The following is a 26312-nucleotide window of genomic DNA, read 5'->3' as shown; positions in this document are numbered from 1 at the left end:
TAAAAAAAGCACCCTGCGGTGCTTTTTTTATGAATTATTCTGGAGTGTGATACATCAGATACAATTCATTTAAGTTTTCTGGAATTTCTTCTGCAAGTTCATCCATTAACTGACCATTGCGACGGAAAGTTTCCATTTGTGGATCTTCATCATCAATGCCACTAAAGACCATGATTGGCAGAGTTAAATCCACCAGTTGCTCTTCAAATTCTTCAGTAAACCAAGCGTCTTCGTTCAGGAACATGGCATCTACAAAGCCCACACTCCAGTCACCCAGGCTTGATTCAGTGTCTGCTTCTTCAATTTCAAACGGGAACGTAATCCCTTCTTCGTTGGCTAAGCTTTGACGAATAGACTCTAACCATGCTTGCACCTGAGTGATGATTTCTGCAGGCACTTTCTTTTGATTACTATCAAAAAGTTCGTCTAACCATTTGTCGAATTTTGGGCCTACTGCAATAGCACATAAGAAACCATGGGTTGCCGCGAAATCTAGACCATGTTCATTTTGGTCACCATCTAGATATTCACTCAACAGGTCTAAATCTAAAGCACTCATCTAACATCCAAACTTAGAAAACCGAAAGGTTTAGCATAGCATTTATTCAGACTATGCTAAATCCGAATTCGTTAATCTTCGTCATCAAAATCGTCGTCATCGTCGAAGTCATAGTCAAAATCTTTGAGTTCGCGCTCTAAACGACGTTGGGTCAGTAGATCATCGATCAGACGACGTTTTTCCAACGACTCTTTAGCACTGAGCTTGCTAGAAGCCTCATCGAAATTAACATCATCTTCACCGAAGTTATCATCTAGTTCAAAATCTGTAGAAGACACTAAAACTTCCTCATGAGTGAAAAATGTAAAAGGATTTAAGCGCTATTTATCGTGCCTAAAATAACAAGTCAAGTTTTATTTGGATTTTCGTATTTTTAATTTGTAATTAGGGGTTTTTTCTGTCTCAATTGTGTGCCATGATATAATCCACCCTGCGTCCTTATGTTTTTTGATTCTCCTTTTTGAGTCATAAACAGACACGCATGGGATGAACTTGAAAACAACAAATTCACCCCCATCTTAAATTACTGAATTTCATTTTAAATATTTTATCAGACAGCTTTCATGCTGAATTCCCTGATGAAATATGTAGGCTATTCACTAAATTTAACGAGCTTAAATCGTGCAGCATTGTACGGTTTTTTACTGCCACAGATTCAACGAAGAGTAAGCAAAAGATGAGCGATATGACTTCCCCTACTTCTCAAGTAGCGGCTCTGATTAGCCGAGGCAAAGAACAAGGTTATTTAACCTTCGCTGAGGTTAACGATCATCTGCCGGACTCCATCACAGAAAGCGAGCAGATTGAAGACATCATTCAGATGCTGAATGACGTTGGTATTCCGGTACATGATCGCGCGCCTGAATCTGATGATACGATGTTCGAAGATACTGCAGAAGCGGCGGATGAAGTTGCAGAAGAAGAAGCTGCAGCCGTACTTGCCTCGGTAGAAAACGAGCCAGGTCGTACCACTGACCCTGTACGTATGTATATGCGTGAGATGGGTACAGTAGAACTTCTGACTCGTGAAGGCGAAATCAGCATCGCAAAACGCATCGAAGAAGGTATTCGTGATGTTTTGCACTCGATTGCTTACTGGCCGAATGCGGTAGAAGTGGTACTGCAAGAATACAAAGATTATGAAGCGGGTGAACGCCGTCTTGCTGACCTTTTATCAGGTTATTTAGATCCTGAATCAGATGAAGAAATTCCTGAAGTTCTAGAAGAAGAAGCGGTTCTTGCTGAAGATGAGACTGACTCGAAAAAATCGACCAAAGATGTAAAACTGGACGATGATGAAGAGGAAGAAGAAGCAGATTCTGATGATGAATCAGAAGCAGATTCTGGTCCAGATCCTGAAATTGCCAAAGCGCGTTTTACTGAACTGGAAAATGCGTGGCTGAATACCAAAGCAACCATTGAAAAACATGGTCGTGACAGCAAACAGGCTGAAGAAGCTTTGCAGGCACTTGCAACTGTATTCATGATGTTCAAATTTACCCCGCGTCTATTTGATATCATTTCTGAAATGATTCGTGGTACCCATGACCAGATTCGTGGTGCAGAACGTGAAGTGATGCGTTATGCAGTACGTCGTGGCCGTATGGATCGCACCCAGTTCCGTACCAGCTTCCCGGGCCAAGAATCGAATCCAGCCTGGTTAGATGAGCAGATCGCAAAAACACCTGCAGACCAGAAAGCTTATCTGGAAAAAGTACGTCCAGACGTATTGGCCTTCCAGCAAAAAATTGCCGATATCGAGAAAGAGCTTGGCCTTGATGTAAAAGGCATTAAAGACATTGCCAAACGTATGGCCGTCGGTGAAGCCAAAGCACGTCGTGCCAAGAAAGAAATGGTTGAAGCGAACTTGCGTCTGGTCATTTCGATTGCGAAGAAATATACCAACCGTGGCTTGCAATTCCTGGATCTGATTCAGGAAGGTAACATCGGTCTGATGAAAGCCGTAGACAAGTTTGAATACCGTCGTGGTTATAAATTCTCGACTTATGCGACCTGGTGGATTCGTCAGGCGATTACCCGTTCGATCGCGGATCAGGCACGTACCATTCGTATTCCGGTACACATGATTGAAACGATCAACAAGATCAACCGTGTATCTCGTCAGCTTCTACAGGAAATGGGTCGTGAACCGACTCCTGAAGAACTGGGCGAACGTCTGGAAATGGACGAAGTTAAAGTACGTAAAGTACTGAAAATCGCCAAAGAACCAATTTCGATGGAAACACCGATCGGTGATGATGAAGATTCACATCTGGGTGACTTCATTGAAGACAGCAACATCACGTCACCAATTGATGCGGCAACGTCTGAAGGCCTGAAAGAAGCAACACGTGAAGTTCTGGAAAACCTGACTGAACGTGAAGCCAAAGTCCTAAAAATGCGTTTTGGTATCGACATGCCGACTGACCATACTTTGGAAGAGGTGGGCAAACAGTTTGACGTAACACGTGAACGTATTCGTCAGATTGAAGCGAAAGCGCTGCGTAAACTTCGCCATCCATCACGTTCAGAACACTTACGTTCATTCCTTGAGAATGATTAAAATTTGATGCTTATTCTGGAGACTTGAAATTTGATCATCAGTCTCCATTTTAAGTAGCCAAGACAAACCCAAACGCCTGCATGATTGCAGGCGTTTCAAATCAGGGGGACTACCATGTTAGACCGTACACCATCTCGTGAACTTCAAGAACATCTTTGGGTTTTCCCTATGGATTATCCGATTAAACTGATTGGCCTTGCGGGCGATGAATTGCGTCATGCTGTCATCGACATTTTTCTGAAACATTTTCCAGATTTTGAAGGTGATAGCGTCAGTATTACGCCATCACGTACTGGAAAATACCATTCCATTACCGCACAACTGCGCTTTTTGGAACTGGAACAGGTGCATGCAGTATATGCAGATTTGGCCGCTTGCCCGCTAATTAAAACAGCACTGTAATCGAAAATACAAAAGACACGCTTCCGGGCGTGTTTTTTTTATGCCTATACAGCGCTAAGATACCCATGAAATATTGCTGATCTCACCCCTATTTCATGCCGAAATCATTATAATTATGACCAGTTTTTTATAATTACTAAGGACACTTCCTGTGACTGATGTGCTGCAAAAGCCCGAGCTGATCATTCGTCAATATCACGACCTCACATCTTATGAAGATCGTTTTCTGGAAATGAAAACATTTACGGAAACCCGTGATGAACATAGCCCGGATCAATTGTGGATTTTGCAACATCAGGATGTACTGACTCAAGGTCAGGCAGGCAAACCGGAACATATTTTAATACCAAGCAATATTCCGGTGATTCAGACCGATCGTGGTGGTCAGGTGACCTGGCATGGTCCCGGTCAATTGGTGGCTTACTTCATGTTTGACTTGAATCGTCTGGGCTGGAATGTGCGCACCCTGGTGTCTTATGCTGAAAACCTGATGATTGATTTGCTAAAAAAATATGGCATTGATGCCTATGCCAAACCGGATGCACCTGGTGTATATGTGGCTGAACGTAAAATCGGCTCACTCGGTTTTAAAATTCGCAAAGGCCGTAGCTACCATGGTCTGTCCCTAAATCTGGATTGTGATCTGAGCGGATTCAACACCATCAATCCTTGTGGCTATGCAGGACTGGAAATGGTACGCATGAGTGACCTGCTCGAACAACCACCCCAGTTTAGCCAGTTGTGCACTGAAATTATTGAAACTTTGCGCCACAGCGGGTACTTTAAGCAAATAACTGTCGAGCAAAGATAAAGCCTTTGCATTTCAACCCCAAATAAATTAGAGTATTTACTCTAAACTAATAATATTGAGATAGGGATCATCACGTGATTGCGACTAAATCCGTAAAACCCGCTTTGCAGCTTGCCTATGTCAAACTCATGATGGATGTGATTGGCCGAGGTCTGGTCATGGCAAGTCAGGTGGATAAAGAAATCAAACAGGAAGTGGCCCATTTTCCAGAAAATTTTACTCTTTCCATGAAAGTCTTTCCGCATGGTCCAGCCTTTGTGGCGCGGGTCACTGAGGACAAACAACTGGAACTGGTCAAAAATCTGGAAAAAGCACCTGATTTGATCATTACCTTTAAACATCTGCACCATGCCTTTTTGGTGTTTTCTTTTCAGGAAAGCACCTCACAGGCTTTTGCCAATGACCGTATGATTGCTGATGGCGATATTTCCAATGCCATTCGTCTGGTACGCTGCCTGAATAAAATGGAAGCGCTGATTTTGCCGAAAATGGTGGCACAACTGGCAGTGAAAGAATATCCAAGTAATCTGAGCCTAAAAGAAAAACTAAGCGAAGCGAGCAGTATTTATCTAAAAATCGCTCAATCCTATTTGAAACGGAGTGTATAACATGGCTAAACCTTATTATGAATTTTTCTGTCCGGTCAAAGTGATTGCCGGTCATGCCGCGTTAGAACATATTCCGTTTGAACTTGCGACTTTGGGGGCCAAACGTCCGCTCATCATTACTGACAAAGGCGTCCGTGCCAACAATTTGCTGGCACCGATTGAAGCTGCATTTGAAATGGCGGATGCTGCAATTGTAGCGATTTTTGATGACGTCCCACCCGACTCTAGCTTGGGTACAGTACGCAGTGCAGCAAAACTGTATCGCGAAAATCATTGTGATGCGATCATTGCCGTGGGCGGTGGTTCAGTCATTGATACCTCTAAGGCGACCAATATTCTGGTATCCGAAGGCGGTGATGACTTGCTGAAATATTCGGGTGCACATAACCTGCCTAAACCGCTGAAACCGTTCTTTGTGATTCCAACCACGTCTGGTACAGGTTCAGAAGTGACCATGGTCGCTGTCGTGTCGGACACTGAAAAGAACGTCAAAATGCCGTTCGCCTCTTATTATCTGATGCCGCATGCTGCAATTCTGGATCCACGCATGACCCAGACCTTGCCGCCGCATTTAACCGCCATGACCGCAATGGATGCGATGACCCATGCGGTTGAAGCTTATACCTGCATGGCAGCCAATCCAATTTCGGATGCTTATGCGACTGCAGCAGTTAAGAAGATCAGTGCCCATCTATTTAATGTGCTGGACAACCCTTCCGATGCACAAGGCCGTCTGGAACTGGCACAGGCATCGACCATGGCAGGAATTGCATTTTCCAACTCGATGGTCGGCATTGTGCATTCATTGGGGCACTCATTGGGTGCAGTGGTACATCTACCGCATGGTTTATGCATGAACTTATTCCTGCCTTATGTGCTGGAATACAACAAAGAGGTCAATGGCGATAAAATCGCAGATCTGCTCCTGCCTTTGGCGGGTGCCGATATTTATGCACAAACGCCAGCGCATCTACGTGCTGACAAAACCATTGCGACGATTCTGACCATGCGTGACCGGATTTACAGTCTCACCAAATTACCACGTACATTACGTGAAACCGGCAAGATTTCTGAAGCCCAGCTCGATGAAGTGGCAGAGAAAGCCCTGAATGATGGTTCCATCATTTATAACCCGAAAGAAGCCACCCTGGAAGATTTAAAATCTATCTTAAAAAAGGCTTGGTAATTATTGAAAAATAAGCCAATATAGCCGAAATTCTAGCCTGATGTTTTTTTAAGCATCAGGCTTTTATCTTGCATAAGAAAAAATTCGATTTCTTTTTTGAATGGCACATTTTATGCAGGACAAAAGTCAAAAAAATAGCTAGCAAAAGCCGTTCTTTTCAAGTAGATTGGCGGACTTTTATAGAAAACTGTAGGGGGGATCGTTCGTCTCAAACGATCCTTATAAATATGACTGATCCTTGATCAACGATTAAGAGGATAACGCCGTTGACTAATATCTCTGGGACTCAATCGGCAGCTAAACTGCAAAAAACGCTGGGACTCTGGCACATCATTATTATTGGTTTAGCTTATATTCAACCCATGACCTTGTTTGATACATTTGGTCTGGTATCTGAAGAAAGTAACTTCCACGTTCCTACCTCTTACATTTTTGCACTGATTGCAATTTTGTTAACCTCCTTGAGCTATGGTCATATGATTCGTCGCTACCCTTCTTCGGGTTCGGCCTATACCTATGCGCAAAAATCCATCCACCCGAACGTAGGTTTCATGGTGGGTTGGTCATCCTTGCTGGATTACCTGTTATCGCCAATGGTCAATATCATTCTGGCGGTGATTTATCTGGAAGCACTTTTCCCAGACATGAACCATTGGGTTTGGGTCATTGGTTTAACCGCCTTTATGACCGCGATTAACCTTCGTGGTGCGAGATTTGTTGCCAACTTCAACAGTATGATTGTATTCGTACAATTGGGCGTCATTGCATACTTCACCTGGATGGTTTACCAACTTCTGGAAGGTGGCGTAAATGCAGACGGCACACTGGTCGATGCAAAGTACCAATTGTGGAGTTTAGAGCCATTCTGGAATGAGTTTACTTCTGTTGCTGCCCTGATTACCGGTGCAACCTTACTGTGCTTCTCATTCACAGGTTTTGACTCCTTAAGTTCTCTTGCTGAAGAAACTAAAGATACCGAAAAAACCTTACCTAAAGCGATTTTCTTGACTGCATTATTGGCAGGTATCATCTTTATCATCAGTACTTACTTCATGCAGATCTTCTTCCCGAATGATCCAAAAACTTACTTTGAAGATATCGCTGCAACACAGCCGGATATTTTACAAGCTGTCGGTGGCGTGGCGTTTAAAACAGTCGTACTTTACTTCGCGATTGTGACAGTTATGGCTTCTGGTATTTCAGCACATGCGGGTGTATCACGTCTGATGTATGTAATGGGTCGTGATGGCGTAATCAACAAGAAGATCTTCGGTCATATTAGCCCGAAAAACTATACACCTTCATACAACATCTTAATCGCTGGTGCAGTGGCTTTAACTGCTGGCTTTATGGATCTTGATTTTGTGGTGTCGTTGATCAGCTTTGGTGCCTTAACTGCATTCAGTTTCGTCAACTTGTCAGTGATTTCACGTTATGCATTACGTGATGGTCGTACCAAGAGTGCTAAAGAGATCATGAACTTTGTCGTTGTTCCTTTACTTGGCTTCATTTCAGTATTTGCATTGTGGCTAGAAGTCGATGAAGCTTCGCTTAAATACGGTCTGATCTGGGCATTTGGCGGTATCTTGTACTTGGGCTATAAAACTAAAGGCTTCAAGCACCCGGCTCCTCAGCACAATGAATTTGACGATAAATAATATCGTTTCAATTCAAATAAAAAAGGCGCTTCATGCGCCTTTTTTATGTCTGTCATGTTTTGATTTTACTAATTTAAATAACAATCAAAACCCATCTGGGTATTGACCCGATTATTTTCATAACCCAGTTTCTCAATAAACAGACTGCGATTAGACAATAACTTTTGCTCTTCCGGACCTAAACGGGCTTTATTCTTGACGGCCAGTTGATACATTTCATCCACGACATCTTGAAAAATATCACAGACTTCCTCACGCTTGGCAGGCTTTAATTTACGCCCCCGCCAAGTCCATTGAAAATCATCTGAATTCAGGCTCTGCCCCCATTTTTCAATACGCGTATCTAAGCGTTTCTGCATGTTGAGCAAACCCTGCTGTATTTCTGCCTGAGTAATGGGCTGAACTTCCTTTGTTGCCGATGTGGCGGCACTGCCCTCTTCCGCACTCACGGAAGCCGCAATAGATCCAAGGCAACATGCGATGACAAGTTTTAATAGAGGCTTCAAGGCTGCACCTTTTGTTATATTTGATGAAGTTATAAACTCAAGCATACAATGAAGTGAAAAGCAGTTTATCTATTTGTTACACAAAATAAAAAAGCCACCCAAAGGCAGCTTTTAGAATTACTACAAATATCAGCTTAAAGCGTTTTAAAACCCTGCTGACGCCAAGCTTCATACACAATCACTGCTGTGGCATTCGATAGGTTCAAACTTCGGGAGTTCTCTGCCATCGGTAAACGAATCCAGTGCTTTTGCGGAAACATTAGACGAACATGTTCAGGCAGACCACGAGTTTCCGGCCCCATTAACAAGGCCACAGGACGGTTTAAATCCGAAGTATGCGGTGTTTCAGAACCTTTGGTGGTCAATGGATAGATTGCATCCAGACCAATGCCTTTACTTGCCAGATCAGCCAGACAGTCTTCGATATTTTCCCAAATCTGCATATTGGCATATTCGTGATAATCCAGACCGGCACGTTTCAGTTTTTTGTCATCCAGTTCAAAACCCAGCGGCTTGACCAGATGCAACTGTGCTCCGGTATTGGCACACAGACGAATGATATTGCCTGTATTTGCAGGAATTTCAGGCTCATATAAAACAACGTGGATCACAGCTTACTCACTTATTATATTTAATTCAGACACGACATTCGTCTTACGCTCGGGCAAAGCAATGCTTTGCTTATCCTCTTACTTCAGGCACAGCCTTCGTCTTGCGCTCGGACAAAGCAGTGCTTTGCTTATCCTCGCTCATGCCATTGCAATTGTTCACGTAAGCGTACAACTTCACCAATAATGGTCAAAGTCGGGGCTTGAATCTGATGTTCGGACACTTTGGATGCAATATCAGCAAGCGTTCCTACTACAACTTTCTGTTCAGGCGTCGTACCTTTAGAAACCAAGGCCACTGGCATGTCGGCTCGCTGACCATGAGCGATTAATTCTGCACAGATTTTCTCCAGTCCCACCAACCCCATATAAAGCACTAAGGTCTGGTTTTCATAGACCAACTCACTCCAAGGCAATTCTGGCGAACCTTCTTTTAAGTGACCGGTCAGGAAACGCACACTTTGCGCATAATCACGATGGGTTAATGGAATACCGGCATAGGCTGAACATCCTGAAGCTGCGGTAATCCCTGGAACCACCTGGAAAGTAATCCCAGCAGCGAATAGCTCTTCAATCTCTTCACCGCCACGCCCGAAGATAAATGGATCACCGCCTTTCAGACGACAAACCCGCTTTCCTTCACTGGCATATTTCACCAACAAGGCATTAATCCCATCTTGCGGAACCGCATGATTGGAACGTGCCTTACCGACATAGATCTTTTCCGCATCGCGGCGGCACAGCTCCATAATTGGCGCTGAAACCAGTCGGTCGTAAATGACCACGTCGGCTTGCTGCATTAAACGCAAGGCTTTTAAGGTCAACAATTCTGGATCACCCGGACCCGCACCGACCAAGTAGACTTCACCTTTCGGCTGTTGCCATTCCTGTAAGGCCTGCTCAATCAGGCGATCTGCTTCCGCGATATTGTCGTTGAACACCTGTTCTTTTAGCGGACTGGCATATAAATCTTCCCAGAAAATACGGCGTTCATCCGGATTGACAATTTTAGCCTTAACCGTACTGCGCCATTTTCCTGAAAATTCAGCCAGCTTGCCCATACCATGCGGAATAGCGGCTTCTAACTGAGTACGGATCTGCCGTGATAACACGGGCGACGTACCATTCGATGCGACCGAAATGACCAATGGCGAACGGTCAATAATCGCAGGCACCATAAATCGGCAATGCGGCGGATCATCAACGCTATTGACCAGGACATTTTCCGCTTCACACAATTCAAAGACCTGACGATTGGTCTCTGCATCGTCAGTCGCTGCAATCACCAGTCGATATGGACGTAACGCAACTTCAGGATGAAAAGCCGCCTGCACATATTGTCCTTGGCTATTTTGCACAATTCGCAGCAGACTCTCTTCAATTTCAGGCGCAATCACATGAATGATCGCACCTGCTTTTTGTAGGAGAAGTGCTTTACGGTATGCAATATGTCCACCACCGACAATCAGACAAGTTTGCTGTTGCAACTTTAACGAGATTGGAAAAATATCCACGAACTACCTCAAAATTTTAAATCTGACTGTCTATGCAATTTTCATGCACATTTAGGGATGCTGAGATCGACAATTAGTCGATATAAGTCGCACCACACATATATGGACGTAATACTTCAGGAATCTCAATGGAGCCATCGGCACGTTGATAGTTTTCCATTACTGCAAGTAAAGTACGACCCACGGCCAGACCTGAACCATTCAAGGTATGCACAAATTCAGTTTTCTTCTGATCAGCACGGTAACGCGCTTTCATACGACGCGCCTGGAAATCCCCCATGTTTGAGCATGAAGAAATTTCACGGTAGGTATTTTGGCTTGGTACCCAGACTTCCAAGTCATAAGTCTTGGTCGCACCAAAGCCCATGTCACCACCACAAAGTAAAATTTTACGATATGGAAGTCCGAGTGCTTGCAAAATGCCTTCAGCATGGCCAGTCAATTCTTCAAGCACTTGCATCGAAGTTTCAGGTTTTACAATCTGAACCATTTCGACTTTGTCGAATTGGTGCTGACGGATCAAACCGCGGGTATCACGACCATAAGAACCTGCTTCGCTACGGAAACATGGCGTGTGCGCTGCATATTTCAGTGGCAGACGGTCTGCATCAATAATTTCATCACGTACGAAATTCGTCACTGGCACTTCAGCAGTTGGAATCAGATAAAACTCTTTTTCGCCCTGCAGCTTAAACAGATCTTCTTCAAATTTAGGCAGCTGACCAGTCCCACGCAATGAATCTGCATTGACCAGATAAGGCACATAGGCTTCGGTATAACCATTTTGATCAGTATGCGTATTTAGCATGAACTGGGTAATGGCACGTTGTAAACGCGCCAATGGACCTTTCAATACACTGAAGCGTGAACCAGTTAATTTGGTCGCGGTTTCAAATTCAAGACCGCCCATCATTTCGCCCAGATCCGTATGGTCTTTGATTTCGAAATCAAATTCACGCGGTGTACCCCATTTCAGGATTTCCACATTATCGCTTTCGTCTTTACCTTCAGGCACAGCTTCATCTGGCAAGTTTGGAATAGATAATAATTTTTCTTCAAGCTCAGCTTGCAGTTCAGCCAGTGCTGCTTCAGCTGCTTTGATTTCATCACCAATCGCAGACATGCGTGTCATGATTTCAGATGCGTCGCCACCTGCTTTTTTAATTTGACCGACTTGTTTGGCACCGGCATTACGTTCAGCTTGCAGTGTTTCTGTCTTGGACTGAATCTCTTTACGGCGTGCTTCTAGGGATGCCCACTCTTCAACATTGAGTTGAACACCACGTTTTGCCAAGGCTACATTTACAGCCTCAATATTATTTCTGAGTAATTTCGGGTCGATCATAATCAATCTTTGCAGAAGAAAAAAACTGGCTATAGTGTAAGCTCTTAGCATTAAAAAATACAGTGACCAAGACCACGGCTGCGTCCTATTAGCACAATATTTAGGAAGCTGTCTGCTGCAAAATGGCTAAATATTCAGGGCGAATCACTTCATTTAAATCCGCATATGACACTTTTAATTCAGGCATTCCTGCTGCTGCCGGAGCTAGTTCGCCTGCCGGATACACCATCACCAGACCTGTTGTATCAAAATAATAGTTATCACTCAATTTTAACTGCTGTTGTTGAATACCCTGCGTATTCAGCCATTGAGTATTGGTTCGATACATCGCATTCAGCAGTTTCGGCTCACCGCCATTTAATAACAGTTGAGACAAAGCCAAACGTTTGTTCTGTTTTAGATCAAAATTGATATATTCCACATGTTTCAGAGAAGCATTTTTATTCCTTGCCAGATTGGAACTTTTTAAAGCAAAAGTCGCCAGATGGGCACGCTGACCGACAAATTCCGCTTTGATAAAGCGCTGATCCAGATAATGCGGTTCATCGGCTTTTTTCGGATTTTTCTGAGTGACTTTGGTGAATGCAACAGGCTCGGTATGCTGAATGCGCTCAATAAAATATTGATTAATCCAGTCAATATTGCTGTCCACCGTTTGTAGATCAAAGCTTACACAACCTTCTATTTCACATACCACTTTGGCTGCCCCTTTAATTGGAACGGTTTTGGCTTCAATTTGCACAACCCGATCTGTTTGCGCAAGCTTTGCCACTGAACTGGATTGAGGCTGACAACCCAACATACTTACAGTGAGTAATAAAACAGCGTAAATTTCAGTAGTTTTAAATAGATTAATCTTCATCCTGAGCTCTAAAATTTTTGCAATTTCATTGACTCGACTTTTATTTATTCTAAGATGCTCTCGTGTTTAGATATAGCTGAACCTTGTAGTCTGTCCAAAACAATCCTGATGATCGGCAATAAAAAAAGCAACCTCGAAAGGTTGCTTTTTTTATCTGGTTCATATTGATGCTTATTGATCAATGATGTCCGTACCTTTTGGTGGGGTAAAGTTAAAGGTAGAGGCTGGAATACTGCTATTTACTTTTACATTGCTAAATTTGATATTGGTGGTTTGTCCCAATGAATCCTGCAAGATCATCAAGCTTGGTGCTTTGTTTGCGCCAAAGCTAATGGTCAGGCTTTCAAACACACCATCGGTATTTTTAGGATACAGCGTGTAATAGGTTTTGCCTTTATTTGGCTGAGTCACCCGGTAAGACTGCATAATCTGGCTGGTGTTTCCTGACAGCAATAAGGCCGGCGTATTGGCAACCTGCTCATCTAAGCTTTGACGAACGGCTTGTTGCAAGTCAGGATCATAAATCCATACGGTTTTACCCGTGGTTGCAATGACTTGCTTCGACGGTGCGGTCGTTTCCCAATAGAATTTACCCGGACGCTCAACTTTCATCACCCCTTTAAAGGTTTGATTCATATGTTGTGCAGTCAGACCTTTTTTCTGGGTCGCTCTCGGGTTGGTTACCTTAGTGCTTTGTTCGAAATTTGCCGTCATGCTACGCACATGATTGAGCTGCTTGACCAGACTGGCTGTTGCCTGTTGCTCCGAAGCTGCCACAGGTGCAGCAAACACGGTTGTACTCATCACCGGTGCTAAAGTCACTACACCCAGAGCCATAGCACAGACGGTTTTACGAAGCATATTCATAATTTCACCCTTATATTTTGCGTGATCGCAATTTATTTGATAGCTCATCTTAAACGAAAATTAAAAGCTAAAATGATAGAAAATAAGAACTTTTGTATTGTTATTAATTCGAAATCGGTTTTTTTGTTCATCATCATGAAGATTTCAGGACAATTTTTACATTATGGAATGTCGATTAATCTGGACATTAATTTTTAGGCATAAAAAAACCCACAAAAATTGTGGGCTTTTTTCTATCTCAGCGGATTACGCGTCAACAGATACGTAGCGACGGCCAAATTGACCTTTCACTTCGAATTTTACTACGCCATCAGCAGTAGCAAATAATGTATGGTCACGACCCATACCAACGTTTTGACCAGCGTGGAATTCAGTACCACGTTGACGAACGATGATGTTACCTGCAGTTACAGTTTGACCACCGTAAACTTTAACACCTAACATCTTAGGATTCGAATCACGACCGTTCTTAGTCGAACCACCGGCTTTTTTAGTTGCCATGTCTATTTACTCCTCGTAATTAGCCTGAAATAGCTGTAATTTTCAACTCAGTGAACCATTGACGGTGACCTTGTTGTTTACGGTAGTGTTTACGACGACGCATTTTGATGATGCGGATTTTGTCGTGACGACCATGGCTAACTACTTCAGCAGTTACAGTAGCACCAGCAACAACTGGAGCACCGATTTGAATGCTTTCACCGTTAACAAGCATCAATACGTCATCAAACGTAATAGTCGCGCCAGTTTCAGCTTTCAATAATTCTACTTTAAGGGTTTCACCCTCAACTACACGGTGCTGTTTACCACCGCTTTGGATTACTGCGTACATAATGTACTCCAAACAAGCCCGTGTCGTCGTGCCGATAAAGGAATATATCGAACTTAAGACGTACGCCACTGGGGGATATCTAAGGGCGAGGATTTTAAGGGATATTCAAAAAAACAACAAGCCATTTTACTGAAATAATAATGAGCAGGATGCGCTAATTATTTAACTATTAAATAATTTCTATCAAATCAAATACTCAAGATATATTCAGCAACAAAATAATACAGCAGAAATCCGGCCGGTTTGATTAATATACTCAGCCTGACGAATAGGGCGATGCCTCTGACCTTTCCTGATTTTTATGGCTCGAAATATGGATCGAATCTACATAAGATCTATAAAAAGCTGATTTTTAGTGGAGTTTATGCATTTCTTAGGTTTCACTCATGTTATAAATTGTTAAACTACGACCTGCGATTTACCAGACTAGAGGTTTTCTTTCACATGACCATCGACTTTAAGCAAGACATTCTCGCGCCTGTTGCTAACGACTTTGCTGCGATGGACACATTCATTAATGAAGGAATTACCTCAAAAGTTGCATTAGTGATGGCCGTCAGCAAACACGTGGTGGAAGCGGGTGGCAAACGTATGCGACCGATTATGTGTCTTTTGGCCGCCAAGGCGTGTGGGGCTGAAAATTTAGAACTACACCGTAAACTGGCTGCAATTATTGAAATGCTGCATACCGCAACACTGGTGCATGATGATGTAGTAGATGAATCCGGTCTGCGTCGCGGCCGCCCGACAGCCAATGCCACCTGGAATAACCAGACTGCGGTTTTGGTCGGCGACTTTCTGATTTCACGTGCTTTTGATTTGCTGGTCGATCTGAACAACATGGTATTGCTCAAAGATTTTTCGACCGGCACCTGTGAAATTGCTGAAGGTGAAGTGCTGCAACTGCAATCCCAGCATCAGCCGGAAACCACTGAAGCGACTTATTTGAATATTATTCATGGCAAAACTTCGCGCCTGTTTGAACTGGCGACCGAAGGTGCTGCCATTTTGTCGGATAAAGATGAATTCCGTCAGCCTTTAAAAACCTTTGCCGGACATTTCGGCAATGCTTTCCAGATTATTGATGACATTTTAGATTACACCTCCGATGCGGACACGCTCGGCAAAAATATCGGTGATGATCTCATGGAAGGCAAACCGACCCTGCCATTGATTGCAGCACTGAAAAACACCACCGGTGAGCAACATGAAATCATCCGTCGCAGTATTGCGACTGGCGGTACGGAACATCTGGAACAGGTCATTCAGATTGTCAATGAATCTGGTGCGCTGGATTATTGCCGTCAACGTGCCACTGAAGAAACTGAAATTGCAATTGATGCCTTGCAGGCATTACCTGACTCCGAATATCGTCAGGCCCTGATTAATCTGGCCAAACTGGCCCTACATCGAATTCAGTAACTTTTAAACTCGCCTATGCATATTAATTTTCTAGATCTTTTCCAAAACATGCAGCACCAGCTTGAACAACCTCGGGCGGTGCTGGATGAAAATCTTCTGATTGAACTGGTTGAAAGAATCAGGCCAGAAGACAGCAGAAATACCGAAGAGATCGAAGCAAAATTCAATGCATTTATCCGGGCTTTATTACTCACCCCGAATGCGGTTGCCACGCTTCAAACCTTTACCCTGCGGATCATTAACCGCTATAAACAGACCGGTCTGTTTTCCGATACCGGTATTTTGTCTCTGGATGGATTCTGGAACCAGCTAAACCAGCGCCTTGGTGCACATGTCTTGCCGCTGATTCCTGACCATCAGCAACTTCAGGAATTATTTCGCAAGGTTTTTTATCAGCGTACCGATAAATACTGGCTGGATTATTTTGATGAAGACGACTGGCAACGTTTATTTGCAGTTCTCAATCAGGGACATTCCAATCAGCCTGAAAAAACCCGAATCAAAGACCAACTGATTAAGGCACTGACCATTTTGTCTTACCGGATCAGTGGTATTGGTCTGCACCCTGAATTTATTAATGCCCAGCCTGAACTGATGGAATATGAATCTCCCTTTCTGGTACAGAATCGTGAGATTAACGAGTTTATTCAGGAATATAAAAAGCGCTATAACACGGTCACCCTGGTCGATTCGATCACACCACCCGATGCGTCACAAGCGCTGGTGATGCTGGAACAGTGCCATGATGTCGTGGCCAAGATTCGCCGTTCTACCAAGCGGACTGGCGTCAGTGTCAGTCTGACCTATATGCTGGCACTGCTAGAACAGTGTCTGGAACGCGTTGAAATCCTGCTCAATATGGTCATGGATGACGATGATCTGCGTTATCAATCCATTGGCCTGTTTATGGCGGACATTACTGAAGCAATTTATAGCGAACGCAGTGTGCGGGCCCTGTTGGCCACCAATAGTGAACTTTTGGCTTTACAGGTAACTGAAAATGCCAGCAAGACCGGTGAGCATTATGTGAGTACCGACAAGCAAGGCTTTCTGGCCATGTATAAATCAGCTGCAGGTGCTGGTGCCATCATCGCGACGATGGCCACCTTAAAAATTCTAATGACACGCCTCACCATGGCTCCCTTAATGCAAGCCTTTAGCTATAGCATGAACTATTCACTAGGCTTTATGCTGATTCACGTCCTGCATTTTACCGTGGCAACCAAACAACCGGCGATGACTGCTGCCGCACTGGCGGCTACTGTACAGCAGCGTAAAGGCTCGAAAATGGCTCAGATTGCCGAGCTGGCCGCGCTGATTGTAAATATCATCCGCACCCAGTTTGTCGCTATTCTGGGTAATATTTCGATTGCGATTCCCGTAGCAGCATTAATTACCCTGTTATGGGATTTTGCGCTGCATGAACCTTTAATGAATCATGCCAAGGCGGCCAAAACCCTGCATGACCTGAATCCGTTTACTTCGTTAGCAATTCCGCATGCAGCGATTGCCGGGGTATGTCTGTTCCTGTCCGGATTATTGGCCGGTTATTTTGACAATATGGCCGTTTATCGCAAGGTCGGCCCGCGACTGAAAGCCCATGTGCGTTTATCGCAGCTGATGGGGCAAGAACGTCTTTACCGTTTTGCTGACTATATCGAACGTAATCTGGGTGCACTGGCGGGTAATTTTATTTTCGGGATCATGCTTGGCAGTATGGGCACCATTGGTTTTATTCTCGGTCTGCCGCTGGATATTCGTCATATCGCCTTTGCCTCTGCCAACTTTATTCAGGGCCTGATTACCATCAATGGCCCTGATATCGGCTTGATCGTAGTGTCTTTTCTGGGTGTGTTACTCATTGGCCTGACCAACTTGTTTGTCAGTTTCACTCTGACGATTATTGTAGCCTTACGCGCGCGCCGGGTGCGTTTTGAACAGTGGAAACCTTTGGCAAAACTGGTCATGACTCACTTCCTGACCCGACCTAGTGATTTCTTCTGGCCACCCAAGCAAAGCATTGAAATTGACGAAAATCATACATCGACAAAAACTCAAAACTGAGATAATTACACTATATTTAGCAACAAATTCCTTACGAAAAAAATGGAATTCGCATAAAATACGCACACTTGAAAAAAAGTGTACTGACAAGTACACTTTGCTTCAGACAATTGGCCGATCTGCGAACGGTTAAAAGAACAAGGATTTTTGGCATGCATTACTTGTTACTTTTTGTCGGTATTTTATTTTTAATTTTCAGTGTGTTCATCCTGAATATTCCCGCTTTAAGCAAGCTCGACTTGCAGGCTGTGGAATGGATGAGGCTGTATCGCACCGAGTTTTGGAATCAAATTACTCAGTCCTTATCCCTAATAGGTGGCATGCCATTTGTATTATTTTTATCCACACTATGGTGTATTGCATTGCTGTGGTATAAAAAGTATACAAACGCAATTTTTATATGTATCGGAATTATCGGAGGAATTCTCCTAGCTTGGCTGTTGAAATTTGCAATTGCCCGACCCCGACCACCAGAATCCTTGCATCTGGTTGAAAGCTTTGGAAGTTCCTTTCCAAGTGCCCATAGTCTATATGCGGCCTGTCTGGCTTGTTTGGCAATTTACATCCATCGGCAACATTCCCGTTATACCCTCATCGTGATCGGTGCAGTGGTATGGATGCTGATGATGGGGATCTCAAGAGTTTATCTGGGCGTACATTTTCCTTCAGATGTCATATCCGGCTGGAGTATCAGTTTTATTTGGATTTCGTTGTGGTATATGGTCTGGATCAGATATTGCGCGGCTCACAAATAAGAAAATTTAGATATAAATCTAATTAGAGGTGGAATAATGATGTCTGCAAAGCTTTGGGCACCTGCCCTGACTGCTTGCGCATTGGCAACAAGTCTTGCACTTGTTGGTTGTAGCAAAGATCCTAAAGAGGGCCAGCAAGCTGGTGCTCAACAACAAATGCCACCGACTGAAGTCGGTGTTCTTGTTGCACAACCGCAAAGTGTAGAGCAGTCTGTAGAGCTCTCAGGTCGTACAACAGCATTTGAAATTTCAGACGTACGTCCACAAGCCAGTGGCGTGGTGCTTAAACGCTTGTTCACGGAAGGCAGCTATGTGCGTGAAGGTCAGGCCTTATATGAAATCGATTCAAGCACCAACCGCACTACAGTAGACAATGCCCGTGCAGCGATTGCCCGTGCTGAAGCCAATCTGGGCGTATTGCGTGTGAAGGAAGGCCGTTACCGTCAACTGGTCGGTACCAATGCCATTTCCAAACAGGAATATGATGACATCGCGGCACAGGTCAAATTGGCTGAAGCTGATTTGAATGCCAATCGCGCAACTTTGCGTAATGCAGAAATCAACTTGGGCTATTCGACTGTACGTGCTCCGATTTCGGGCCAGACCAACCGTTCGTCTGTGACGGCGGGTGCTTTGGTGACAGCAAATCAGCCAGAGCCATTGGTGACGATTCAACGTCTAGATCCAATCTATGTAGATATTAACCAGTCAAGTGCCGAGCTTTTACGTTTACGTCAACAGCTTAACCAAGGCAGCTTGAACAGCTCGAACAACACCAAAGTCAAGTTGAAGCTTGAAGATGGCAGTATCTACCCGGTTGAAGGCCGTCTTGCATTCTCTGATGCCAGCGTGAACCCGGAAACAGGTACCGTGACTTTACGTGCGGTATTCCCGAACAAAAATCACCTGCTTCTGCCAGGTATGTTTGCCACTGCGCAAATCGTACAGGGTGAAGTACCGAATGCTTTCCTGATTCCGCAAGCAGCTTTGACTCGTACCCCAACAGGTCAGGCGATGGCGATGCTGGTCGGTGCTGACAATAAAGTGACGCCACGTCCAGTGACCACCGTTGGTTCCCAAGGCAGCAATTGGATTGTGACTGAAGGTCTGAATCCAGGCGATAAAGTGATTGTAGATGGTATTGCGAAAGTAAAACCTGAACAGCAAGTTGTACCAAAACCTTATCAACCTCAAGCTGCTGCACCGCAACAGCCTGCAGCCAGCGAGAAAAAGGCAGATGATGCTAAAGAGAAACCTGAACAAAAACCTGCTGCAAATGCATAAGGAGTAATGGTTCATGGCTCAATTCTTTATTCATCGCCCGATTTTCGCTTGGGTGATTGCATTGGTGATTATGCTGGCGGGTATTTTAACCATCAGTAAAATGCCGATTGCACAATATCCAACCATCGCACCACCAACCGTAACCATTTCTGCGACTTATCCGGGTGCATCTGCTGAAACTGTTGAAAATACAGTGACCCAGATCATCGAGCAGCAGATGAACGGTATGGATGGCTTGCGCTATATCTCGTCTAACAGTGCGGGTAATGGTTCTTCGTCTATTTCCTTGAACTTTGACCAGGGTGTCGATCCTGATATCGCACAGGTTCAGGTTCAAAACAAATTACAGTCTGCGACTGCCCTGCTGCCTGAAGATGTACAGCGTCAGGGTGTGCGGGTGACCAAATCGGGTGCCAGCTTCCTACAAGTTTTGGCATTCTATTCACCTGATAGCAGCCTGACCGCAGATGACATCAAAGACTATGTTAACTCGAATATTGCTGAGCCTTTAAGCCGTGTGGCCGGGGTTGGTGAAGTTCAGGTCTTTGGTGGTTCTTATGCGATGCGTATCTGGCTGGATCCAGCCAAAATGGCCAGCCTGCAAGTGACGCCAAGTGATATTGCTACTGCAATCCGTACCCAAAACGCACAGGTTGCCGTAGGTCAGTTGGGTGGCGCGCCTGCAGTTCAAGGACAAGTGTTAAATGCGACGGTAACGGCTCAAAGTCTGTTACAAACGCCGGAACAGTTCAGCAATATCTTCCTGAAAAATGCCACTTCAGGTGCGCAGGTTCGCTTAGGTGATGTTGCACGAGTTGAACTTGGTGCAGATAACTATCAGTTCGATTCTAAATTTAATGGCAAACCGGCTGGTGGTGTAGCAATAAAGCTCGCGACTGGTGCCAATGCCCTGGATACCGCACAAGCGGTTGAAGAGCGTTTAAAACAGTTACGTCCGAACTATCCGCAAGGCATGGTCGACCAACTGGCGTTTGATACAACACCATTTATTGAACTGTCGATTAAGAGTGTAGTTAAAACCCTGATCGAAGCGATTATTCTGGTGTTCCTGGTCATGTTCCTGTTCTTGCAGAACTGGCGTGCCACCATCATTCCAACCATGGCGGTTCCAGTCGTTGTATTAGGTACATTTGCCGTCATTAACATCTTTGGCTTCTCGATTAATACCCTGACCATGTTTGCCATGGTGTTGGCGATTGGTCTTCTGGTGGATGACGCGATTGTTGTGGTCGAGAACGTCGAACGGGTCATGGTGGAAGAACATCTCGATCCGGTGGCTGCAACTGAAAAATCAATGAAACAGATTTCTGGCGCATTGATTGGTATTACCTCGGTGCTGTCGGCAGTATTCGTTCCAATGGCTTTCTTCGGTGGAACCACCGGGGTCATTTATCGCCAGTTCTCGATTACGCTGGTCACAGCGATGGTCTTGTCACTGGTGGTTGCCTTAACCTTTACCCCTGCCCTATGTGCGACCCTGCTGAAACAGCATGATCCGAACAAGCCGGAAAGTAATGGTATTTTTGCGCGTTTCTTCCGCTGGTTTAATAGCAGTTTTGATAAGGTCTCTGTGAAATATCAGGGCGGCGTCAACCGTATGACTCACAGCAAGATTTTCTCAGGCGTGGTGTATGCCGTGGTACTGGGTATTATTGTGCTGTTGTTCCAGAAACTGCCTTCTTCGTTCCTACCTGATGAAGATCAGGGCGTGGTCATGACGCTGGTTCAGTTACCGCCAAATGCTACCTTGGAACGTACCGACAAAGTGGTCAGCACCATGACCAACTATTTCCTGGAAAACGAGAAAGAGCATTTCGAATCCGTCTTTAGTGTGGCAGGTTTCTCCTTCACGGGTGTGGGACAAAACGCAGGTCTGGCATTTATTAAACTGAAAGACTGGTCAGAGCGTCACAGTCCGGAATCTCAAATCGGTGCCATTATTCAACGTGGTATGGCGCTGAACATGATTGTCAAAGATGCGTCTTACATCATGCCACTGCAATTACCTGCAATGCCTGAACTGGGTGTGTCGGCTGGCTTTAACTTACAGCTCAAAGCTGCAAGTGGTCAAAGTCATGACCAGCTCCTGGCAGCACGTAATACGATCCTCGGTCTAGCAGCACAAGACTCGCGTCTGGCTGGTGTGCGTCCGAATGGTCAGGAAGATACTCCACAGTACCGTGTCATTGTCGATCATGCACAAGCCGGTGCATTGGGCGTGAGTGTTGCTGAAATTAACAGCACCATGGGCATTGCTTGGGGCGGTTCGTATATCAATGACTTCATTGATCGCGGTCGTGTCAAGAAAGTCTATGTTCAGGGTGAAGCTGGCTCGCGGATGATGCCGGAAGATCTGGACCAATGGTATGTGCGTAATAATCGTGGTGAAATGGTGCCATTCTCGGCGTTTGCCACAGGCGAATGGACCTACGGTTCTCCACGTCTTGAGCGTTATAACGGCGTATCGTCAATGAACATTCAGGGTACACCTGCTCCGGGTATCAGCTCGGGCGATGCAATGGTGGCCATGGAAGAAATTGTAGCGAAGTTACCAGAAATGGGCTTGCAAGGTTTCGACTTCGAATGGACAGGTCTATCTTTAGAAGAGCGTGAATCTGGTGCACAGGCGCCGTTCCTGTATGCCTTGTCACTACTGATCGTCTTCTTGTGTCTGGCAGCCCTGTATGAAAGCTGGTCGATTCCGTTCTCAGTTCTAATGGTGGTGCCATTGGGTATTGTGGGTGCATTATTACTTACCTTTGGTGGAATGGTGCTGCTGCAAAACCCGAACCTGTCGAATAACATTTACTTCCAGGTGGCGATTATTGCCGTGATTGGTCTTTCTGCGAAAAACGCGATCTTGATTGTCGAGTTTGCGAAAGAATTGCAGGAACAAGGTGAAGAGTTATTTGAAGCGACCTTGCATGCGGCAAAAATGCGTTTACGTCCAATTATCATGACCACATTGGCCTTTGGTTTTGGTGTATTACCTCTTGCTCTGGCTTCAGGTGCGGGTGCAGGTAGCCAGCACTCAGTCGGTTATGGTGTACTCGGCGGCGTGATCAGCTCGACCCTGTTAGGTATCTTCTTTATCCCGGTATTCTACGTGTGGATTCGAAGTGTCTTTAAATACAAACCAAAACAACAAAATCAGGAGTATAAGTCGTAATGCAAAATGTATGGTCTATTACAGGTCGTAGCATTGCGGTATCTGCCCTTGCGCTTGCTTTGACAGCCTGTCAAAGTATGCGCAGTCCAGAGCCGGTTGCGCAGGCAGATATCCCGAGCAGCTATACCAATGCGTCTGGTACTTCTGTAGCAGAACAAGGTTATAAAAACTTTTTTGCCGATCAGCGCCTGTTACAGGTGCTGGATCTGGCATTAAACAATAACCGTGATTTGCGTATTGCTGCCCTCAATATTCAACGAGCTCAGCAACAGTATCAGATTACTGAAAACAACCAGTTACCGACGATTGGTGCCAGTGGTAGCGTATTGCGCCAGGACACCATGAATTCGCAGAATCGCGGTGCAGTGACGACTTATAATGTCGGACTGGGTGTAACTGCGTATGAACTGGATTTTTGGGGACGTGTCCGCAGCTTGCGTGACAATGCGCTGGATAGTTTCCTGGCGACCCAAAGTGCGCGAGATGCGACGCAAATTGCCTTAATTGGTCAGGTGTCTCAGGCTTGGCTCAGCTACTCGTTTGCCAATGCCAATCTGGCTTTGGCTGAGCAAACGCTGAAAGCTCAGCTTGAATCTTTTAATCTGAACAAAAAACGTTTTGATGTCGGGATCGACAGCGAGCTTCCAGTGCGTCAGGCGCAAATTTCGGTTGAAACAGCACGTAATGATGTTGCGAATTACCGGACTCAGGTGGCACAGGCACAAAACCTGTTAAACCTGCTGGTCGGTCAGCAAGTGCCTGCGAATTTATTACCAGCACAACGCGTGACCCGCATCACTTCCAATACTGCATTGGGTTCAGGCTTGCCAAGTGATCTATTAATTAACCGTCCAGATGTCCGTGCCGCTGAATACCGTCTATCTGCGGCAGGTGCCAATATTGCGGCAGCACGTGCGCGTCTGTTCCCGACAATTAGTCTGACTGGTTCAGCAGGTTATGCCTCTACTGATTTAGGCGACCTGTTTAAGTCGGGCAGTTTTGCTTGGTCATTTGGTCCGAGTCTGGATATTCCAATTTTTGATTGGGGCACCCGTCAGGCCAATATCCGTATTTCTGAAACCGATCAGCAAATTGCCTTGTCAGATTACGAAAAGTCGATTCAGACTGCTTTCCGTGAAGTGAATGATGCCTTGGCAGTACGTCAGAATATTGGTGACCGTCTTGCAGCTCAGCGCCGTCTGGTCGAAGCAACCAACACCACCTATCGCTTGTCACAGGCACGTTTCCGCGCCGGAATTGACAGCTATCTGACGGTACTGGATGCACAGCGTGCGTCTTATGCAGCAGAACAAGGTTTGTTATTGCTTGAACAGGCCAATCTGAACAATCAGGTTGAAGTCTACAAAACCCTGGGGGGCGGCTTGAAAGTTAATACGACGGATACCTTGCCGAATACCCCGTCTGTGTCTGAACAGCGCCGTGCGGCAGAACAACCAGCGCAATAAATTCCAGACAGATCAGGAAAAGCTCACTTCGGTGGGCTTTTTTTTATTGCATTTTCGAGGCAGTTTTCCTATTGTCATAGACCAGCGATTTATTTAGAAAACATGCACATGTTACTTAGCAATCTGGAATCTGTACCGGGACATACCATTCGCCAGCAAATTGATGTGGTGTATGGCAGTACCGTACGCAGCAAACATGTCGGACGTGACTTATTGGCCGGCCTGAAAAATATTGTCGGTGGTGAGCTTACCGCCTATACCGAACTGCTGGAAGAATCACGACAGGAAGCCATGAACCGCATGATTGAAAAAGCCCGTAGTAGGGGTGCCAATGCGATTGTCGGCATTCGTTTCTCGACCTCTAATATCGCCCAAGGTGCTTCTGAACTCTTTGTTTATGGGACAGCCGTAGTCGTTGATCCGATCATGCCGAAATTGCCCGACCCTTTTCCGCAGGCAGATTAAAGCATGGATGGTTTAATTCTCCAGATCATCATTTTTGCCATTCTGTTTTGTGTCGGTTTCGGTTTTGGACGTTATAACGAAGGTAAACATTTTCGTTATCTGGATGAACAGGAACAACGTCTGGCCTATATCCGGGTGAACAATAGCCGCTTCGTTGTGTCTGAATATTCCGGACAGATGATCAGCAGCAATGTGGTCATTTCCCATGATTATTTTAAATATGCGATTGCCAATGTGCAGAATATGCTGGGTGGCCGTCTGACCAGCTATGAAAGTGTAGTAGAACGCGCACGACGTGAAGCGATTGTACGTTTAAAACTGGAAGCCGAAAAAATCGGGGCGACTCAGATTATGGGTATTCGGCTCAGCACCACTGAACTCGGTATGCAAGGTGGCATGGTGGAAGTCTTTGCCTATGGCACTGCAATCCAACAACCTGCTCAATCGATCTAAACCTCGGTTCAGAAAAAAATTTATTGAGATGATCACGCCTGCTGCGCGATCCGCGCAGTCAAATCAGTTCGACACCTTTAGGATGAAATGTCGTAGAGGAAATAACTGAGGCTGATACTCAGGCCGTTGCAATCTTCTTTATTGCAAACGGTTCTGTGCTAGGATCTTGAGAAGTCAGCAAAACAAATATAAATGGCATGATGCAGCTTCTTCAATCTATAAAAACGGCACTTCAATCCCGTCTGTATTTCTTTATTATTTTCCCAGCCATCATTGGATTTTATCTGGTTTTACAGACAGTCACCCCTTTGAGCTGGTCAAGCTGCCTCTTGATCAGCTGGAATATCGCGATTTACGCTTATTTATTATTGACCATAAAAAAACTCTGGCGTATTGATCATGCTCATATTCTGCAACGCGCCATGCAACAGGATGCCAGCAAATGGATCATTCTGTTTCTGGTGATCATCACCCTGATCATGTGTTTTATAGCGATTATTATTGAAATTAATCATTTACCCAAAGACACTACCATCCGAACCGGCCATTTAATCTTGTCAGTTCTGACCATTATTTCAGCCTGGTTCTTGATGCATACGATTTTTGCAATTCATTATGCGCATGACTTTTATTTGGCGCTCGACAAACAGCAACAAGGCGGACTGGATTTTCCAAATACCACCAGACCGACTTATCCAGACTTTCTATATTTTAGTTATATCATCGGGACTTCTGCGCAAACTGCAGATGTATCCATTACTTGCCAATCCATGCGGGTTTTAAATACCCTACATTTGCTTTTGGCTTACGGATTCAATACCACCATTCTGGCCATCAGCATTAATGTAACGGCAAACTTTATCAGCACTTAAAAAGTTTTTTGGATAGTGGC

General features: G+C 44.9%; 25 protein-coding genes. 15 read left to right on the top strand and 10 right to left on the bottom strand.

Annotated features, from left to right (window positions below; translation table 11 throughout):
- Positions 1-34 precede the first annotated feature (34 nt).
- Both FTV42_RS00440 and FTV42_RS00435 read right to left on the bottom strand, forming a co-directional pair.
- Positions 35-559 (bottom strand): YecA family protein, encoded by a 525-nt coding sequence (locus FTV42_RS00440; RefSeq protein ID WP_004280621.1) that lies wholly within the window; start codon positions 557-559, stop codon positions 35-37.
- 71 nt (positions 560-630) lie between these two features.
- Positions 631-837 (bottom strand): PA3496 family putative envelope integrity protein, encoded by a 207-nt coding sequence (locus FTV42_RS00435; protein WP_004280622.1) that lies wholly within the window; start codon positions 835-837, stop codon positions 631-633.
- 350 nt (positions 838-1187) lie between these two features.
- On the opposite strand from FTV42_RS00435, the gene rpoD reads away from it, so the two are divergent.
- The 6 genes from rpoD to FTV42_RS00405 all read left to right on the top strand — a co-directional run bounded on the left by rpoD (position 1188) and on the right by FTV42_RS00405 (position 7787).
- Positions 1188-3122 carry an RNA polymerase sigma factor RpoD gene (rpoD, locus tag FTV42_RS00430; protein WP_224215688.1) on the top strand — a complete coding sequence of 645 codons (1935 nt, stop codon included), beginning with the start codon at positions 1188-1190 and terminating at the stop codon, positions 3120-3122.
- A gap of 114 nt (positions 3123-3236) precedes the next feature.
- Positions 3237-3524, top strand: a complete 288-nt coding sequence (locus tag FTV42_RS00425; RefSeq protein ID WP_004280625.1) for a YbeD family protein — start codon at positions 3237-3239, stop codon at positions 3522-3524.
- A gap of 151 nt (positions 3525-3675) precedes the next feature.
- Positions 3676-4335, top strand: a complete 660-nt coding sequence (lipB, locus tag FTV42_RS00420; protein ID WP_180037095.1) for a lipoyl(octanoyl) transferase LipB — start codon at positions 3676-3678, stop codon at positions 4333-4335.
- Between the two features lie 74 nt (positions 4336-4409).
- Positions 4410-4943, top strand: coding sequence for a hypothetical protein (locus FTV42_RS00415; protein ID WP_180037094.1), 534 nt, complete (start codon positions 4410-4412; stop codon positions 4941-4943).
- 1 nt (position 4944) lies between these two features.
- Positions 4945-6129, top strand: coding sequence for an iron-containing alcohol dehydrogenase (locus FTV42_RS00410; RefSeq protein WP_180037093.1), 1185 nt, complete (start codon positions 4945-4947; stop codon positions 6127-6129).
- Between the two features lie 266 nt (positions 6130-6395).
- Entirely contained in the window at positions 6396-7787 is a 1392-nt protein-coding gene (locus tag FTV42_RS00405) for an APC family permease (RefSeq protein WP_004280630.1), read from the top strand.
- A 68-nt stretch (positions 7788-7855) separates the two neighbouring features.
- Here the strand turns inward: FTV42_RS00405 and FTV42_RS00400 are convergent, their stop codons facing one another.
- The 8 genes from FTV42_RS00400 to rplU form a co-directional block, all read right to left on the bottom strand.
- A complete protein-coding gene (locus FTV42_RS00400; RefSeq protein WP_180037092.1) occupies positions 7856-8338 on the bottom strand; it encodes a hypothetical protein in 483 nt (160 codons plus the stop codon).
- Between the two features lie 89 nt (positions 8339-8427).
- On the bottom strand, positions 8428-8904 hold the full coding sequence (locus tag FTV42_RS00395) for a tRNA (cytidine(34)-2'-O)-methyltransferase (RefSeq protein WP_004280633.1): 477 nt from the start codon (positions 8902-8904) through the stop codon (positions 8428-8430).
- Positions 8905-9032: 128 nt separating this feature from the next.
- Complete coding sequence (gene cysG / locus FTV42_RS00390) at positions 9033-10415, bottom strand: siroheme synthase CysG (RefSeq protein WP_180037091.1); 1383 nt, start codon at positions 10413-10415, stop codon at positions 9033-9035.
- A gap of 73 nt (positions 10416-10488) precedes the next feature.
- Positions 10489-11760: a serine--tRNA ligase gene (gene serS / locus FTV42_RS00385; protein WP_004731908.1), complete on the bottom strand. Its 1272-nt coding sequence runs from the start codon at positions 11758-11760 to the stop codon at positions 10489-10491.
- Between the two features lie 100 nt (positions 11761-11860).
- Positions 11861-12622 carry an RsiV family protein gene (locus FTV42_RS00380; protein WP_180037090.1) on the bottom strand — a complete coding sequence of 254 codons (762 nt, stop codon included), beginning with the start codon at positions 12620-12622 and terminating at the stop codon, positions 11861-11863.
- A 171-nt stretch (positions 12623-12793) separates the two neighbouring features.
- Positions 12794-13489 carry an outer membrane lipoprotein chaperone LolA gene (gene lolA / locus FTV42_RS00375; protein ID WP_180037089.1) on the bottom strand — a complete coding sequence of 232 codons (696 nt, stop codon included), beginning with the start codon at positions 13487-13489 and terminating at the stop codon, positions 12794-12796.
- A 246-nt stretch (positions 13490-13735) separates the two neighbouring features.
- Positions 13736-13990 (bottom strand): 50S ribosomal protein L27, encoded by a 255-nt coding sequence (gene rpmA / locus FTV42_RS00370; RefSeq protein WP_004280639.1) that lies wholly within the window; start codon positions 13988-13990, stop codon positions 13736-13738.
- Between the two features lie 19 nt (positions 13991-14009).
- Positions 14010-14321 (bottom strand): 50S ribosomal protein L21, encoded by a 312-nt coding sequence (gene rplU, locus FTV42_RS00365; RefSeq protein WP_004280640.1) that lies wholly within the window; start codon positions 14319-14321, stop codon positions 14010-14012.
- 444 nt (positions 14322-14765) lie between these two features.
- On the opposite strand from rplU, the gene sdsA reads away from it, so the two are divergent.
- The 9 genes from sdsA to FTV42_RS00320 all read left to right on the top strand — a co-directional run bounded on the left by sdsA (position 14766) and on the right by FTV42_RS00320 (position 26292).
- On the top strand, positions 14766-15743 hold the full coding sequence (sdsA, locus tag FTV42_RS00360; protein ID WP_180037088.1) for an All-trans-nonaprenyl-diphosphate synthase: 978 nt from the start codon (positions 14766-14768) through the stop codon (positions 15741-15743).
- 15 nt (positions 15744-15758) lie between these two features.
- The gene (locus tag FTV42_RS00355) at positions 15759-17807 is read left to right on the top strand and encodes a site-specific recombinase (RefSeq protein ID WP_180037087.1); all 2049 of its coding nucleotides are present in this window, start codon (positions 15759-15761) and stop codon (positions 17805-17807) included.
- A gap of 152 nt (positions 17808-17959) precedes the next feature.
- Positions 17960-18562, top strand: coding sequence for a phosphatase PAP2 family protein (locus tag FTV42_RS00350; RefSeq protein WP_005247784.1), 603 nt, complete (start codon positions 17960-17962; stop codon positions 18560-18562).
- A 36-nt stretch (positions 18563-18598) separates the two neighbouring features.
- Positions 18599-19846: an efflux RND transporter periplasmic adaptor subunit gene (locus FTV42_RS00345; RefSeq protein WP_180037086.1), complete on the top strand. Its 1248-nt coding sequence runs from the start codon at positions 18599-18601 to the stop codon at positions 19844-19846.
- A 13-nt stretch (positions 19847-19859) separates the two neighbouring features.
- The gene (locus tag FTV42_RS00340; protein ID WP_180037085.1) at positions 19860-23036 is read left to right on the top strand and encodes an efflux RND transporter permease subunit; all 3177 of its coding nucleotides are present in this window, start codon (positions 19860-19862) and stop codon (positions 23034-23036) included.
- The gene (gene adeK, locus FTV42_RS00335; protein WP_004280647.1) at positions 23036-24502 is read left to right on the top strand and encodes a multidrug efflux RND transporter AdeIJK outer membrane channel subunit AdeK; all 1467 of its coding nucleotides are present in this window, start codon (positions 23036-23038) and stop codon (positions 24500-24502) included. The genes FTV42_RS00340 and adeK overlap by 1 nt, the downstream gene beginning before the upstream one ends.
- A gap of 108 nt (positions 24503-24610) precedes the next feature.
- A complete protein-coding gene (locus FTV42_RS00330; RefSeq protein WP_004280648.1) occupies positions 24611-24967 on the top strand; it encodes a YbjQ family protein in 357 nt (118 codons plus the stop codon).
- Positions 24968-24970: 3 nt separating this feature from the next.
- On the top strand, positions 24971-25420 hold the full coding sequence (locus FTV42_RS00325) for a YbjQ family protein (RefSeq protein WP_180037084.1): 450 nt from the start codon (positions 24971-24973) through the stop codon (positions 25418-25420).
- A gap of 197 nt (positions 25421-25617) precedes the next feature.
- Positions 25618-26292, top strand: a complete 675-nt coding sequence (locus FTV42_RS00320; protein ID WP_138743321.1) for a DUF1345 domain-containing protein — start codon at positions 25618-25620, stop codon at positions 26290-26292.
- Positions 26293-26312: the final 20 nt, after the last annotated feature.

It is taken from the genome of Acinetobacter sp. YH16052, from assembly GCF_013417155.1.
Classification (GTDB): Bacteria; Pseudomonadota; Gammaproteobacteria; order Pseudomonadales; family Moraxellaceae; genus Acinetobacter.
This window is presented reverse-complemented; position numbering and strand designations above follow the sequence as displayed.